At 55.2% G+C, this 14,456-nt stretch carries 14 protein-coding genes and 1 other RNA gene; 4 read left to right on the top strand and 11 right to left on the bottom strand.

The window, feature by feature from the left end; all coding sequences use genetic code 11:
• Positions 1–22 precede the first annotated feature (22 nt).
• From gcvT to E2L00_RS10250, 5 genes are all read right to left on the bottom strand, one after another.
• Positions 23–1,120: a glycine cleavage system aminomethyltransferase GcvT gene (gene gcvT, locus E2L00_RS10270; RefSeq protein WP_167610684.1), complete on the bottom strand. Its 1,098-nt coding sequence runs from the start codon at positions 1,118–1,120 to the stop codon at positions 23–25.
• A 435-nt stretch (positions 1,121–1,555) separates the two neighbouring features.
• Positions 1,556–2,758, bottom strand: a complete 1,203-nt coding sequence (ubiI, locus tag E2L00_RS10265; protein WP_167610681.1) for an FAD-dependent 2-octaprenylphenol hydroxylase — start codon at positions 2,756–2,758, stop codon at positions 1,556–1,558.
• A 12-nt stretch (positions 2,759–2,770) separates the two neighbouring features.
• Positions 2,771–3,949 carry a 2-octaprenyl-6-methoxyphenyl hydroxylase gene (gene ubiH, locus E2L00_RS10260; protein ID WP_167610678.1) on the bottom strand — a complete coding sequence of 393 codons (1,179 nt, stop codon included), beginning with the start codon at positions 3,947–3,949 and terminating at the stop codon, positions 2,771–2,773.
• Positions 3,946–5,262: a Xaa-Pro aminopeptidase gene (pepP, locus tag E2L00_RS10255; RefSeq protein WP_167610675.1), complete on the bottom strand. Its 1,317-nt coding sequence runs from the start codon at positions 5,260–5,262 to the stop codon at positions 3,946–3,948. Before pepP ends, ubiH begins: the two co-directional genes overlap by 4 nt.
• Positions 5,263–5,286: 24 nt before the next feature.
• Positions 5,287–5,865 (bottom strand): YecA/YgfB family protein, encoded by a 579-nt coding sequence (locus E2L00_RS10250; protein ID WP_167610673.1) that lies wholly within the window; start codon positions 5,863–5,865, stop codon positions 5,287–5,289.
• Positions 5,866–6,033: 168 nt separating this feature from the next.
• Here E2L00_RS10250 and zapA point away from each other — a divergent pair, with 168 nt between their 5' ends.
• The 3 genes from zapA (at position 6,034) to E2L00_RS10235 (ending at position 7,226) form a co-directional block, all read left to right on the top strand.
• Complete coding sequence (gene zapA, locus E2L00_RS10245; RefSeq protein WP_121263887.1) at positions 6,034–6,363, top strand: cell division protein ZapA; 330 nt, start codon at positions 6,034–6,036, stop codon at positions 6,361–6,363.
• A gap of 41 nt (positions 6,364–6,404) precedes the next feature.
• A non-coding RNA gene (gene ssrS, locus E2L00_RS10240) (6S RNA) lies at positions 6,405–6,588 on the top strand.
• Positions 6,589–6,611: 23 nt separating this feature from the next.
• Positions 6,612–7,226 (top strand): 5-formyltetrahydrofolate cyclo-ligase, encoded by a 615-nt coding sequence (locus tag E2L00_RS10235; protein WP_167610670.1) that lies wholly within the window; start codon positions 6,612–6,614, stop codon positions 7,224–7,226.
• A gap of 87 nt (positions 7,227–7,313) precedes the next feature.
• Here the strand turns inward: E2L00_RS10235 and serA are convergent, their stop codons facing one another.
• Positions 7,314–8,552: a phosphoglycerate dehydrogenase gene (serA, locus tag E2L00_RS10230; protein ID WP_167610667.1), complete on the bottom strand. Its 1,239-nt coding sequence runs from the start codon at positions 8,550–8,552 to the stop codon at positions 7,314–7,316.
• Positions 8,553–8,834: 282 nt separating this feature from the next.
• Positions 8,835–9,494, bottom strand: a complete 660-nt coding sequence (gene rpiA / locus E2L00_RS10225; protein WP_167610664.1) for a ribose-5-phosphate isomerase RpiA — start codon at positions 9,492–9,494, stop codon at positions 8,835–8,837.
• Positions 9,495–9,659: 165 nt separating this feature from the next.
• Between rpiA and argP the strand changes: the two genes are divergently transcribed.
• Complete coding sequence (argP, locus tag E2L00_RS10220; protein WP_167610661.1) at positions 9,660–10,559, top strand: DNA-binding transcriptional regulator ArgP; 900 nt, start codon at positions 9,660–9,662, stop codon at positions 10,557–10,559.
• A 129-nt stretch (positions 10,560–10,688) separates the two neighbouring features.
• On the opposite strand, the gene E2L00_RS10215 is transcribed toward argP, so the two are convergent.
• The 4 genes from E2L00_RS10215 to fbaA all read right to left on the bottom strand — a co-directional run bounded on the left by E2L00_RS10215 (position 10,689) and on the right by fbaA (position 14,424).
• Positions 10,689–11,426 (bottom strand): oxidative stress defense protein, encoded by a 738-nt coding sequence (locus E2L00_RS10215; protein ID WP_167610658.1) that lies wholly within the window; start codon positions 11,424–11,426, stop codon positions 10,689–10,691.
• Positions 11,427–11,536: 110 nt separating this feature from the next.
• Positions 11,537–12,172, bottom strand: a complete 636-nt coding sequence (argO, locus tag E2L00_RS10210; protein ID WP_167610655.1) for an arginine exporter ArgO — start codon at positions 12,170–12,172, stop codon at positions 11,537–11,539.
• Between the two features lie 134 nt (positions 12,173–12,306).
• On the bottom strand, positions 12,307–13,167 hold the full coding sequence (mscS, locus tag E2L00_RS10205; RefSeq protein WP_167610652.1) for a small-conductance mechanosensitive channel MscS: 861 nt from the start codon (positions 13,165–13,167) through the stop codon (positions 12,307–12,309).
• A gap of 177 nt (positions 13,168–13,344) precedes the next feature.
• Positions 13,345–14,424 (bottom strand): class II fructose-bisphosphate aldolase, encoded by a 1,080-nt coding sequence (gene fbaA, locus E2L00_RS10200; protein WP_167610649.1) that lies wholly within the window; start codon positions 14,422–14,424, stop codon positions 13,345–13,347.
• Positions 14,425–14,456: the final 32 nt, after the last annotated feature.

Raw genomic sequence — 14,456 nt, 5'->3', positions numbered from 1 at the left:
CGTTCTTTCCCTCTATCAAAATTTACTGTGCGACGGGCTTACCGGCGCGAACAAAAACAGGTTTAGTGACTTTTACCGGCATTTCGCGGTTGCGGATCTGGACGATGGCGGTGTCGCCGATGCCTGCCGGTACGCGCGCCAGAGCAATGCTGTAGCCAAGCGTTGGCGAGAAGGTGCCGCTGGTGATAATCCCTTCGCAGACGTTGCCGGATTCGTCGGTGAAACGAACGGGCAGCTCGTTACGTAATACGCCTTTCTCGGTCATGATCAAGCCGACCAGCTTCCCGGTGCCTTTTGCGCGCTGTGCTTCAAGCGCTTCGCGGCCGATAAAATCGCGGTCGGCAGGTTCCCAGGCCACGGTCCAGCCCATGTTTGCCGCCAGCGGAGAAACGCCTTCGTCCATTTCCTGGCCGTAGAGGTTCATGCCCGCTTCCAGACGCAGCGTATCGCGCGCGCCGAGGCCGCAGGGCTTAACGCCCGCTTCAACAAGCTGCGCCCAGAATTCTGCGGCTTTCTCGTTTGGCATGGCAATTTCATAGCCTGCTTCGCCGGTGTAGCCGGTGGTGGCGATAAACAAATCTCCCGCCTGCACGCCAAAGAATGGCTTCATGCCTGCTACCGCGTTGCGTTGCTCTTCGGTAAACAGTTTGGCGGCTTTTGCCTGGGCATTGGGGCCCTGCACGGCAATCAGAGCCAGATCGTCCCGCACGGTCAATTCAACGGCGAACGGCTCCGCGTGCTGGCTGATCCACTCAAGGTCTTTTTCACGGGTGGCGGAGTTCACCACCAGGCGGAAATAGTCTTCAGTAAAGAAATAGATAATGAGATCGTCGATAACGCCGCCGGACGCGTTCAGCATGCCGGTATAAAGGGCTTTGCCCGGCTGGGTCAGTTTGGCAACGTCGTTGGCGACCAGGTAGCGCAGAAATTCACGGGTGCGGCTGCCGTGTAAATCGACAATGGTCATGTGGGAAACGTCGAACATGCCCGCATCGGTACGTACCGCGTGGTGTTCGTCAATCTGCGAGCCGTAGTGCAGCGGCATCATCCAGCCATGGAAATCCACCATGCGCGCGCCGCAGAGATTATGTTGTTCAAACAAAGGAGTCTGTTGAGCCATCTTTTCCTCTTTAACCGACTGGTTAGCAGGCGTTTTTACGCTTTGCTTTTCGTCAGACGAAACCCGGCATCGCCACCGTTCCCGATAGCGACGCAAACGTTACCTTTACTCTGAACTTACCACCGAAAGGCGACGTAAACCATAAGGGTAAAACGGCCATTACATTAGCTTATGGCTAAAACGGGCGAGGCAACATGCAGAGTATTCGTCTGCAAAAATGCGAGGAAGCACGCATAAATCGGAAGCATTAAGCGCAGAAGTTAGAGTTAGCTAACATTTACGACCATTTCAGAAACCATTTCACTGCATCCCTGAAAAGGCCGCATTAAAAAATGTAATCCGAAATTGGCGGTGAGATTAGAATATTTCAAATGAGGGAGAGGTTCCCCTTCCCGGCTGGCGGAAAGGGAAGTGTGACGGAGTTAACGTTATGCTTTAACGTAGCCAGGAAGGTAAATCTTGCAGACCCATCGCCTGGCGGATCAATTTCTGCTTCACGCCGGGCAGCCTGTCCGCAAGCTTCAGGCCGATATCACGCAGCAGTTTTTTCGCCGGATTGCTGCCTGCGAATAAATCGCGGAAGCCCTGCATGCTCGCCAGCATCATTGCCGCGCTGTGCTTGCGGCTACGCTCGTAGCGCCGCAGATATAAATATTGCCCGATATCTTTGCCCTGGCGATGCGCACGACGAATTTCATCGATCAGTTCTGCGGCATCCATAAAGCCAAGGTTGACACCCTGCCCGGCCAGCGGATGGATGGTATGCGCCGCATCACCCACCAGCGCGAGGCGATGAGCCGCGAAATTACGCGCGTAGCGGCCCGTTAGCGGGAAGACCTGGCGCTCGCTTTCGAGGCTGCATAGCCCCAGCCGCATATCAAAGGCCACGGAAAGCGCCTGATTAAACGCTTCGGGCGTGGCATTTTGCATACGCTCCGCTTCCCGTTGCGGCAGCGACCAGACAATCGAGCACAGATGCGGATCGGAAAGCGGCAGGAAAGCCAGAATGCCCTCGCCGTGGAAAACCTGCCGTGCAACGGCCTGATGCGGCCGTGCGGTACGGATGGTGGCGACAAGCGCGTGCTGGTGATAATCCCAGAACGTGAGCGGGATATCGGCCTGATTCCGCAGCCAGGAGTTTGCGCCGTCAGCTCCCACGACCAGGCGGGCCGTCAGCATCGCGCCATCTTTCAGGGTGATAAACGCTTCGTTTTCTCCCCAGGCGACCTGTTGCAGTTCAGCCGGGGCCATAAGCGTAATATCCGGGTTCTGCTCCGCGCGCTGCCAGAGCGCATGATGGATTACCGTATTTTCGATGATGTGTCCCAGGTGGCTGAAACCATAGGTTTTATCATCAAAGGTAATTCGCCCGAAGCTGTCGCGATCCCAGACTTCCATGCCGTGATAGATGCTGGCGCGCCGGGCGATGATAGTTGGCCAGACGCCAAGATGAGCCAGCAGCTTTTCGCTGGCAGCGTTTATGGCCGAAACCCGCAGCGCCGGAGGAGCATCAGGAGCCTGCGGCTGCGGAGGCTGACTCTCCAGCACCGCCACGCGAAGACCGCTCCCCTGCAGGCCACAGGCGACCGCCAGACCCACCATGCCGCCACCAACAATCGCCACATCAACGCTTTGCAAATTGACTCTCCTTTAACGCGCCACCCAACCAAGGGTGCGCTGTGCCAGCACATCGCGTGCCGGAGTAAAATGTTCCATCGCCATCAGACCAAGGTTGCGCCCTGCCACCAGCGGCGCCCAGCGGTTGGCAAATAAATGCACCAGACCATCTGTTACGCCAATGGTGGCGGCTTTATCCATCGCCCGACGTTGTTGATATGCTGCCAGTACCGGATAACTGCCCGGATCCTGCTGCGCCTGCCAGGCGGCCGTCAGCGATTCCGCAAGCGATATAACGTCGCGCAAACCGAGGTTAAAACCCTGCCCGGCAATCGGATGCAGGGTTTGCGCCGCATTACCAACGAGCGCCACGCGGTGCGAAATCGTCTGTGAAGCGGTAGTCAGCGCCAGCGGGTAGATATTACGGGCGCCTGCCTGGGTAATACGCCCAAGCCGCCAGCCAAAAGCACGCTGCAATTCATTGCAGAATCGCGCCTCATCCCAGCTTTTCACCTCTGCCAGCGCATCCTGCGGATGACACCAGACCAGCGAACAGCGTCCGCCGGACATTGGTAACATCGCCAGCGGGCCATACTGAGTGAAACGCTCGAACGCACGGCCGTTGTGCGGCAGCGCGGTAGTAACGTTCGCAATGGCGCCGATCTGCCGGTAATCCTCTTGCTGCCAGGTAATACCGCACTGCGCCGCAAGCTGCGAGCGTGAACCATCTGCCGCGATCAGCAGCTTGCCTTCCAGCACGGAGCCGTTATCAAGCGTAACGCTAACGCGATTTTCTTCACGAGTGAAGGAAGCTACGCGCTGCGGGCAATGTAATGTGACGCCAGGGGCTTTACGCAACAGCGCAAACAGCCGCTGGCCGACATCATGCAGCTCAACCACCTGCCCCAACGCGCTAATTTGATAATCTTCCGCCTGCAGAGTGACAAAACCGGCGTGGCCTCGATCGCTCACGTGCACGGAAGTGATTGCGGTTGCGCAAGGCGAAATCGCAGGCCAGACGCCGATGTTAGTCAGCTGCTGGCAGGTGCCCTGCGCCAGCGCAATCGCACGCGCGTCAAAGCCGGGATGCGCAGCCGTCTCGGGCGCGGTCGCTTCTACCAGATGTACCGGCAGCTTGCCGCCCGTCATATGCGAGATGGCCAGCGCAAGCGTTGCGCCAGTCATGCCGCCACCGACAATTATCACGCTCATAGCTGACGCGCCGCGGTCATTAAGGCTTCGATTTCATCGGCAGATTTCACCACGCTCGCCGTCAGGTTTTCATTGCCTTCGGCAGTTATCACAATATCGTCTTCGATACGAATACCGATGCCCCGATACTCCGCAGGAACATCTGCATCCGGGGCGATGTACAAACCCGGTTCAACGGTGATAACCATGCCCGGCTCAAGCAGCCGGGAACGATCCGGACCATACGCGCCGACGTCGTGTACATCCAGCCCCAGCCAGTGGCTCAGGCCATGCATGAAGAATGAGCGATGCGCGTTATCGGCGATCAGTTGGTCAACGTCGCCATTGAGAATGCCGAGTTTCACCAGCCCGCTAACCATAATGCGAATAACCTCACCGGTGACGTCCTGCACGGAAGTACCGGGGCGATAAAGCTTCAGCGCGGTTTCCAGAGATTCGAGAACGATGTCATAAATCGCCCGCTGCGGCGCGGTAAATTTACCGTTCACCGGGAAAGTGCGGGTAATGTCGCCTGCATAACCTTTGTATTCGCAACCTGCGTCAATCAACACCAGATCGCCGTCGCGCATTTCGCTTTCGTTTTCGGTGTAATGCAAAATACAGCCGTTTTCACCGCTGCCAACGATAGTATTGTAGGACGGGAAGCGTGCGCCGTGGCGGTTAAACTCATGCAGAATTTCGCCCTCAAGCTGATATTCGAACATACCCGGGCAACATTTTATCATGGCACGCGTATGGGCCAGCGCGGTGATTTCCCCTGCGCGGCGCAGTACGGCAATCTCTTCTTCGGATTTGAATAGCCGCATCTCATGCAACCACGGACGCCAGTCGGTAAGCGTTGCCGGAGCGCAGAGATTCTGGCGAGAACCGCGACGCAGTTTATCCAGCGCGGTAAAGAGGATGCTGTCCGCATAAGCGTATTCACCCTGAGCGTGATAGACGACATCCAGACCGTTCAATAACTGATACAACTGCTCGTCGATTTCAGAAAAAGCTAAGGCCCTGTCCACCGCCAGTTTTTCCGGCGCGGCTTCCTGCCCCAGACGACGGCCAAACCAGATTTCGGCGGTTTTATCGCGCAGCCGGTTGAACAGCACGCTGTGGTTGTGATGTTCATCGCTTTTGATAAGAACCAGCACGGCTTCAGGTTCGTTGAAACCGGTGAGATACCAGAAGTCGCTGTTCTGGCGGTACGGGTATTCGCTATCCGCACTGCGCGTGGCCTCGGGAGCCGCAAAAATTAGCGCGGCGCTGGCCGGGGCCATTTTCGCCAGTAACGCCTGGCGGCGACGGAGAAATTCCTGCTGGGTCATTACACCTCCTGAAGCTTATTATCCTTAGTGAAGCGTAGGCTTACGCACTTCCGGCGCGGTTGGCACCGGGCGAGTAAAGGTGTCGTGGCAGAGCAACGCGGCAACGCGCACATACTCAACGATCTCTTCCAGCGACATTTCGAGCTCTTCCTGATCTTCGTCTTCGTCATAGCCAAGCTGGGCGATATTGCGCAGGTCGTCAATCGCCTCGCCGGTTTCGCCGGTGACTTTATCAAGCTTAGGCTGGGTGACGCCGAGACCAAGCAGGAAGTGATTCACCCAACCGGCCAGCGCGTCCGCACGGTCGAATACCGTGGTTTCGTCGCCGTCTGGCAGATAAAGCTGGAACAGGAAGCCGTCGTCTTCCAGCGCATCGCCGGTTGCAGCATGCATATCGCGCAGGGTATCGGCCAGGTTCTGGCTAAACGCCAGACCTTCATTCGTCAGGTCATGCAGCAGCGGTTGCCAGCTGCTGTCTTGATTACCGCCGCACAGCATGCCGCTGATTAATCCGTGCATTTCCGCAGGAGTAAGCCCCACGCCCTGTTCGTTCAAAAGTTGGCTTACGGCGTCGTAGCCTGGCATAGCGTTCTGTATAGACATGCGCATTCGTCATCGTTGGCAGGGATAGTTCATGTTATGCTACCACCAGGGACTCCGGGGCACCAGAAAAGGGCTTGTATCTTCATAACGGGGTAGCTATAGTGACGCCCCTTTCGTGACCTGCTAAAGGGTTACGACAGGCAGGCGAGTTAACAGCAGGAAGGTGGCATGTCTGCACAACCAGTCGATATCCAAATTTTCGGTCGTTCATTGCGCGTGAATTGTCCGCCTGAACAACAGGATGCGCTGAATCAGGCTGCGGTTGAGCTGGATCAGCGGTTGCAAGATTTAAAAGTTCGCACTAGAGTCACAAATACTGAGCAGTTAGTTTTCATCGCAGCACTGAATATTTGCTACGAATTAGCTCAGGAAAAATCGAAAACCCGTGACTACGCTGCTAACATGGAGCAGCGGATCAAAATGTTACAGCAGACCATTGAACAGGCACTCCTTGAACAAGGTCGCATAACAGACAGACAGGGTCCAAACTTTGAATAACGCTTCACAGTTGTCTATGGTAGAGTAACTGCGAAGGACAAATTTCTCTGAGATGTTTGCAAGCGGGCCAGTCCCCTGAGCCGATATTTCATACCACAAGAATGTGGCGCTCCACCGTCGGTGAGCATGCTCGGTCCGTCCGAGAAGCCTGAAGACAGTGACGCTGCATTCACCTTGAACCAAGGGTTCAAGGGTTACAGCCTGCGGCGGCATCTCGGAGATTCCCTCTTTCTACCCGGTCATCATGCATGACACACATATCGCAAATTCCACCCCCACATATTGTTTCAACGCTGCGCACAGAAATCCGCCAGACCATTCGGCAACGACGCCGCTCCCTCACCGATACCGAACAGCAAATCTTTGCCCAACAGGCTGCCGTGCGCATGCTGGCTTATCCGCCGGTGATGGATGCTGTCAGCGTCGCGGTGTTTTTGTCTTTCGATGGCGAGCTGGATACGCGTCCGCTGATTCGCGCGCTATGGCAGGCGGGAAAGGCCGTTTATCTTCCGGTGCTTCATCCTTTCAGTAAAGGCAGCCTGCTATTTTTACGCTACGACAAAAACAGCCATCTGGTCATGAACCGCCTGAAGATCCTTGAACCTAAGCTCGACGTGCGCAACGTTTTAGCGCTGGATAATCTGGATGTGTTGATTACGCCGCTGGTTGCCTTTGATGAGCAAGGACAACGTCTGGGCATGGGCGGTGGATTCTACGACCGTACTTTGCAAAACTGGCGGCAGCATGGTTTGCAGCCCGTTGGGCTGGCGCATGATTGCCAGCTAGTGCCGACATTGCCTGCCGAACAGTGGGATATTCCATTGCCCGCGGTGGTAACGCCCTCGCGGCTTTGGCAGTGGTAACGCCGGTGGATGGCGCATTCGCTTATCCACCCTGCGAAACGCAAATTGTAGGGCGGGTAAGCGTCGCGCCACCCGCCGTAAACCAACCTAGTAAAGCAGACGGGCGCGGATAGTGCCTGGAATGGCCTTCATTGATTTTAATGCGGCCTCAGCGACATCTTCCTCAGCATCAATATCTATCACCACATAACCCATTTTCGATGTTGTTTGCAGATACTGTGCGGCGATGTTGATCCCCTCCTCGGCAAAAATTTGGTTCAGCGCGGTCAGAATGCCAGGACGGTTTTCATGGATATGCAGCAGGCGGCTCGTGGTGCCGCTGTGCAGCGGCAGGGAAACTTCCGGGAAGTTCACCGCAGAAAGCGTTGAGCCGTTATCGGAATATTTAGCCAGTTTACCCGCTACTTCGAGGCCGATATTTTCCTGCGCTTCCTGGGTCGAACCGCCGATATGCGGGGTCAGGATCACGTTATCGAATTCGCACAGCGGAGAAGTGAACGGATCGCTGTTGGTTGCGGGCTCGGTCGGGAATACGTCGATTGCCGCACCGGCCAGATGCTTGCGGGCCAGCGCATCGCACAGCGCAGGGATATCGACCACGGTTCCGCGAGCATCGTTAATTAACAGCGCGCCCGGCTTCATCAGCGCCAGTTCGTTGGCGCCAATCATATTCTTAGTGGAGGCGTTCTCCGGTACGTGCAGGCTGACCACATCGCTCATATTGAGCAGATCTGACAGATGCTGCACCTGCGTGGCGTTACCCAGCGGCAGCTTGCTTTCAATATCGTAGAAAAAGACGTTCATGCCCAGCGCTTCTGCCAGAATACCAAGCTGAGTCCCGATGTGGCCGTAACCGATAATACCGAGCTTTTTGCCACGGGCCTCAAAGGAGCCCACGGCCAGTTTATTCCACACGCCACGGTGCGCCTTCGCGTTCGCTTCCGGTATGCCGCGCAGCAGAAGTAATAGCTGGCCAATAACCAGTTCGGCCACCGAGCGAGTGTTGGAAAAAGGCGCGTTAAAGACCGGAACGCCGCGTTTTGCCGCCGCATCCAGATCGACCTGGTTAGTACCGATACAGAAGCAGCCGATCGCGACCAGTTTTTCTGCCGCAGCCAGAACGTCTTCAGTTAAATGAGTGCGGGAACGTAAACCGATGAAATGGGCATCACGGATGGAGGCTTTGAGCGCATCGCTATCAAGCGCGCCTTTGTGATACTCGATGTTGGTATAGCCTGCCGCACGAAGGTTCTCGACCGCTTTCTGGTGTACACCTTCCACCAGCAGGAATTTAATTTTGTCTTTCTCCAGTGATACTTTTGCCATTTCCCGACCCTATTTTTCTGTGCTGTTGTGGTACTGCCTGTAAGTTACCCTGCCGTCAAAATATCAAAATCTACGCCTTCGGCAATATAAACGATTGCGTTGGGAGGATGTCGAAAAGGAATAAGAGGCGAGGAGTTAGCACAAAATGCTGGTCGTGAAGGCGTTCCAGGAAGGAATCACAGGTGTTTGGCAAAGATGTGACATATGTCACTAAATTTGCCGTTAAAATAATTTGTCATTTTTTATACGGATTGTTGGGACGCATGATGCGCCCCGGTCCGATCATTTTACGATGGTTTTCACGCCGTCAGCCGTACCGATCAGTGCGACATCGGCGCCACGGTTGGCAAACAGACCAACGGTTACCACGCCCGGCAGGCCGTTAATCGCGTTTTCCAGCGCCACAGGATCGATAATGCTCAGGCCGTAGACATCAAGGATGATGTTGCCGTTATCCGTTACCACGCCCTGACGGTACTCAGGGCGGCCGCCCAGCTTGACCAGCTTGCGAGCCACGCAGCTACGCGCCATTGGGATCACTTCTACCGGCAGAGGGAAATCCCCCAGGATATCGACCTGCTTGGATGCATCCGCAATACAGATAAACTTATCGGCCACCGACGCAATGATCTTCTCGCGGGTAAGCGCTGCGCCGCCGCCTTTGATCATCTGCATTTGTCCGTTGATCTCATCTGCGCCGTCAACGTAGATCCCAAGGGAATCCACTTCGTTCAGATCGTATACGGTAATACCGAGACTTTTCAGTTTGGCGGTGGAAGCGTCGGAGCTGGATACCGCGCCATCAATCTGGTGTTTGATGGTGCCCAGCGCATCAATAAAGTGCGCGGCAGTGGAGCCTGTACCCACGCCAACGATAGTGCCCGGCTGCACGTACTGGAGCGCTGCCCATCCGACTGCTTTTTTCAGTTCATCCTGCGTCATGGTTATTTGCCTGTGCTGTGAAAACTGACGCGCATTATAGAGCAAGCGCCGGGAGATTGTCCTTGCGAATGGCCGAACTCATCCGATCTTTGTGGATTTGGTCTGGATCGGTCACAAATTTATGTCATAGTGCTGGCACAACGAAAACAGGAGTCAGCTACAACAATGAAACGTCCGGACTACAGAACGCTACAGGCGCTGGATGCGGTTATTCGTGAACGCGGATTTGAGCGCGCGGCGCAGAAGCTCTGCATTACTCAATCAGCGGTTTCACAACGTATCAAGCAACTGGAAAATATGTTCGGCCAGCCATTGTTAGTGCGCACCGTGCCACCACGTCCCACAGAGCAGGGACAGAAACTGCTGGCGCTGTTGCGTCAGGTAGAGCTGCTGGAAGAAGAGTGGCTGGGCGATGAGCAAACCGGTTCAACGCCGCTGCTGCTTTCGCTGGCGGTAAATGCCGACAGCCTGGCAACCTGGTTACTACCGGCGCTTGCCCCGGTGCTGGCCGACTCCCCTATTCGCCTGAATCTTCAGGTAGAAGATGAAACCCGAACTCAGGAACGCCTGCGTCGTGGCGAGGTTGTTGGCGCGGTATCAATTCAGCCGCAGCCGCTGCCAAGCTGCCTGGTCGATCGTTTAGGCGCGCTGGACTATCTGTTTGTCGGCTCCAGAGACTTTGCCGCACGCTATTTCCCGAACGGCGTTACGCGCTCTGCGCTGCTGAAAGCGCCCGCGGTGGCGTTTGACCATCTGGATGATATGCACCAGGCTTTTTTGCAGCAGAACTTCGATCTTTCGCCCGGTAGCGTGCCGTGCCATATCGTTAACTCGTCAGAAGCCTTCGTGCAGCTGGCGCGCCAGGGCACTACGTGCTGCATGATCCCGCATCTGCAAATCGAAAGAGAAATAAACAGCGGCGAGCTAATCGATCTGACGCCAGGCCTGATGCAAAGACGCATGCTGTACTGGCACAGGTTTGCGCCGGAAAGCCGTATGATGCGCAACGTGACGGACGCCCTGCTGGAATATGGACATCGTGTACTGCGTCAGGATGCTGAATAAAAAAAATCCCGCTGTCAAAGGCGGGATTTTTTGTCCTGTCGGATGATGCTGGCGCTTATCCGACCTGCGATTTTGCAGTTTAACGGTTTTGTAGGATGGATAAGCGCAGGCGCCATCCACCACTCATTATCACTGCTGTTGCGCAGGCTGGCTCTGGGCGCGTTCCAGCTCAAACACCACGTCTACCTGATCGTCGAACTGAATGGTTTGCCGATCGTAAGTGTCTTGTGCAGAAACCGGTGCCGCAGCATCGGCTTTCATCATTCGCACCATAGGCGCTGGCTGATAATTCGAAACATGATAACGCACGCTGTACACCGGCCCCAGCTTGCTCTCAAAGCCTTCGGCTAACAGCTTCGCCTGATGGATTGCATCGTCGATGGCCGCCTTACGCGCTTTGTCTTTGTAGGCTTCCGGATGCGCTACGCCCAGCGAGACAGAACGAATTTCATTGAGGCCAGCTTTCAACGCGCCGTCCAGCAGCTCGTTCATTTTGTCGAGCTTACGCAGGGTCACTTCAACCTGGCGCACGGCACGATAGCCTTTCAGCTGGGTTTTGCCGTCTTTCAGGTAGTCATACTCAGGCTGCGTGCGCAAATTCGCGGCGTTAATGTCTTTTTTCTCAACGCCGCTTTGCTGCAGGAACGTCAGATATTGCGCAACGCGATCGTCAGCCTGCTTTTTGGCCGATGCCGCATCTTTAGCAGAGACGTTTACTTCAATGGCGAGCGTGGCAATATCAGGAACGGCGTCCACGCTTGCGGTGCCGGAAGTCACGACGTGCGGGCCATTTGGCAACTCATCCGCCAGCGCCGGAACCGAACCAAGCCCTACTAATGCAGCTAATGCCAGGGTTTTAAACTTCACTGTAATTCCTCCATGCTACGTTCCACTGTCATCACGTCTGGCTAAGAACGTGGACATCTTGGCAGCAAGCTTAGCCTGGAATGAAAACTTGTCTATCGGATAAAGGTGAATTAACCCGCCAGCGCTTTGAGGTGCTCAACGCCATCCCACGCCAGCTGCGAGGCGATAAACCACATCACCAGCCCTACCACAGCGTTAATGATCCGCTGGGCTTTCGCGGTCCGCAAACGCGGCGCCAGCCATGCGGCGAGGATCGCCAGGCCGTAGAACCACAGAATCGAAGCGCTGATGGTGCCCAGCGCAAACCAGCGTTTTGGTTCTTCAGCAAGCTGTCCGCCCAGGCTGCCCAGCACGACAAAGGTATCCAGGTAGACGTGTGGATTGAGCCAGGTCACGGCCAGCATGGTGGCGATGATGCGCCAGCGCCCCTGCTTCATAACTTCCGCCGAAGCCAGCTCCACGCTGCTGCTCATCGCCGTACGCAGCGCGCCCCAGCCGTACCACAGCAGAAACGCCACGCCGCCCCAGGTTACCATCGCCAGCAGCCAGGGCGATTTCATCAGGACAGCGCTGCCACCAAATATTCCGCCGCAAATCAGCACCAGATCGCTTAGCGCACAAAGCGAGGCAATCATCAGGTGATACTGGCGACGAATCCCCTGATTCATAACAAAGGCATTTTGCGGGCCAAGCGGAAGGATCATGGCGGCGCCTAAAGCAAGCCCTTGAAAATAGTAAAGTATCATGATGATGACTCTTCAATATGCGGTTACTGAAGAGCAGTGTACCCGGGAAGGAATATTAGCGGAAATGGATAATTTTAATGATTAATCAGTGGAGCTAATGATAAAAAAGGCCAGCCGGAGCCGGCCATAAGTCGTCACTGCTGCTCAGGCTCTTTAACACGCTTGAAGTTCACGTCCATCTGCGGATACGGAATGCCGATACCCTCGGCATCCAGCGCCTTCTTGACGCGCTCCAGCACGTCCCAATAGACGTTTTGCAGATCGCCGCTGTTGCTCCAGACGCGGATTACGAAGTTAACCGAAGAGGGGCCCAGCTCGTTCATGCGCACGGCCATCTCACGATCTTTCAGGATACGGTCGTCGCTGTTAATGATATCGGTAAGGATCTGACGCACCCTGTCGATATCTGCGTCGTAGGGCACGCCAATGATGAACTCGTTACGACGCACCGGCTCACGAGAAAAGTTCGTGATATTCCCGTCGATAATTTTCTTATTGGGCACCACGACAATTTTGCCGTCCGCGGAGCGCAGCGTGGTGGAGAAAATCTGCACGCTAACTACGGTACCGGCGGTGCCTCCGAGATCAACATACTCACCGGCACGGAAAGGACGGAAGGTTACCAGCAGGACGCCTGCTGCCAGGTTCGAAAGCGAGCCCTGTAGCGCCAGACCAATTGCTAAACCCGCAGCACCCAGTACGGCAATCACCGATGCGGTTTGTACGCCAACCCGGCCAAGAGCGGCAATCAGCGTGAAGGCGATAATGCCGTAGCGTACCAGGGCGGAAAGAAAGCCGGCTACCGTGGCGTCGATATGGCGCTTCAACATCAGGCGATTCACCGTGCCGGAAACGGCGCGGGCAACGATCATACCTACAATAATGATGGCAATAGCCGCGACAATGTTGACCGCATAGCTCAGCAGTAACGCCTGGTTGCGCACCAGCCAACCTCCGGCATTATGCACGCGCTCTACTACGTTGAGATCTTCCATTTACGGTTCCTTGTTCTTACCGAAAAATTGCGCCCGACAGGCACAGCTAAGACTTTAAAGGGTAAGTAAAAAGCGGTAAATGTGCCAGGTTGGTCACAAAAATGGCCGTTCAACGCAAAAAAATCGACAAAAAAGCCCGCTCGAGGCGGGCTTGATACAGCTATAAAGCGCTTTAAATTACAGAACGTCGACCGCGTTCAGCTCTTTGAAAGCCTGCTCCAGACGAACGATCATCGAAGACTGCGCAGCGCGCAGCCATACGCGTGGATCGTAGTATTTCTTGTTCGGCTGGTCAGCGCCTTTCGGGTTGCCCAACTGGCCCTGCAGGTAAGCTTCGTTTTCTTTGTAATAGTTCAGGATACCTTCCCATGTCGCCCACTGGGTGTCGGTATCGATATTCATTTTGATAACGCCGTAGCTCACGGAATCTTTAATTTCCTGAGCAGAAGAACCGGAACCGCCGTGGAAAACGAAGTTCAGGGAGTTGTGCGGCAGGTTGTGTTTCTTAGAAACGTATTCCTGTGAATCGCGCAGAATAGTCGGGGTCAGGACTACGTTGCCTGGCTTGTAAACGCCGTGCACGTTACCGAAAGAAGCAGCAATGGTGAAGCGCGGGCTGATTGCGTTCAGTTTGGTGTAAGCGTAATCAACGTCTTCTGGCTGGGTGTACAGCGCAGATGCGTCCATATGGCTGTTATCTACGCCATCTTCTTCACCGCCGGTGCAGCCCAGTTCGATTTCCAGGGTCATGCCGATTTTGGACATGCGGGCCAGGTACTTAGAACTGATCTCGATGTTTTCTTCCAGAGGCTCTTCAGACAGGTCAATCATATGGGAAGAGAACAGAGGTTTGCCGGTCGCTGCGAAGTGTTTTTCACCCGCGTCTAACAGGCCATCGATCCACGGCAGCAGTTTTTTGGCACAGTGGTCGGTGTGCAGGATTACCGGCACGCCATAATGTTCAGCCATCTGGTGCACGTGATGCGCGCCAGAGATTGCGCCCAGGATTGCTGCACCCTGAGGAACGTCAGTTTTCACGCCTTTACCCGCGATGAAAGCAGCGCCGCCGTTAGAGAACTGAACGATTACCGGTGCTTTAACTTTCGCAGCGGTTTCCAGTACGGCGTTGATAGAGTCGGTGCCTACGCAGTTAACCGCTGGCAGAGCAAAATTATTCTCTTTTGCTACCTGGAAAACTTTCTGTACGTCATCACCCGTGATAACGCCTGGTTTTACGAAGTCAAAAATCTTAGACATGGTTGTTTGTCCTGTATCGTCGAAACGTTTAT

The organism is Cedecea colo (assembly GCF_011808225.1).
GTDB classification, from domain to species: Bacteria; Pseudomonadota; Gammaproteobacteria; order Enterobacterales; family Enterobacteriaceae; genus Dryocola; species Dryocola colo.
The sequence above is the reverse complement of the archived record's forward strand: the minus strand, read 5'-3'. Positions and strand labels throughout refer to the sequence as shown.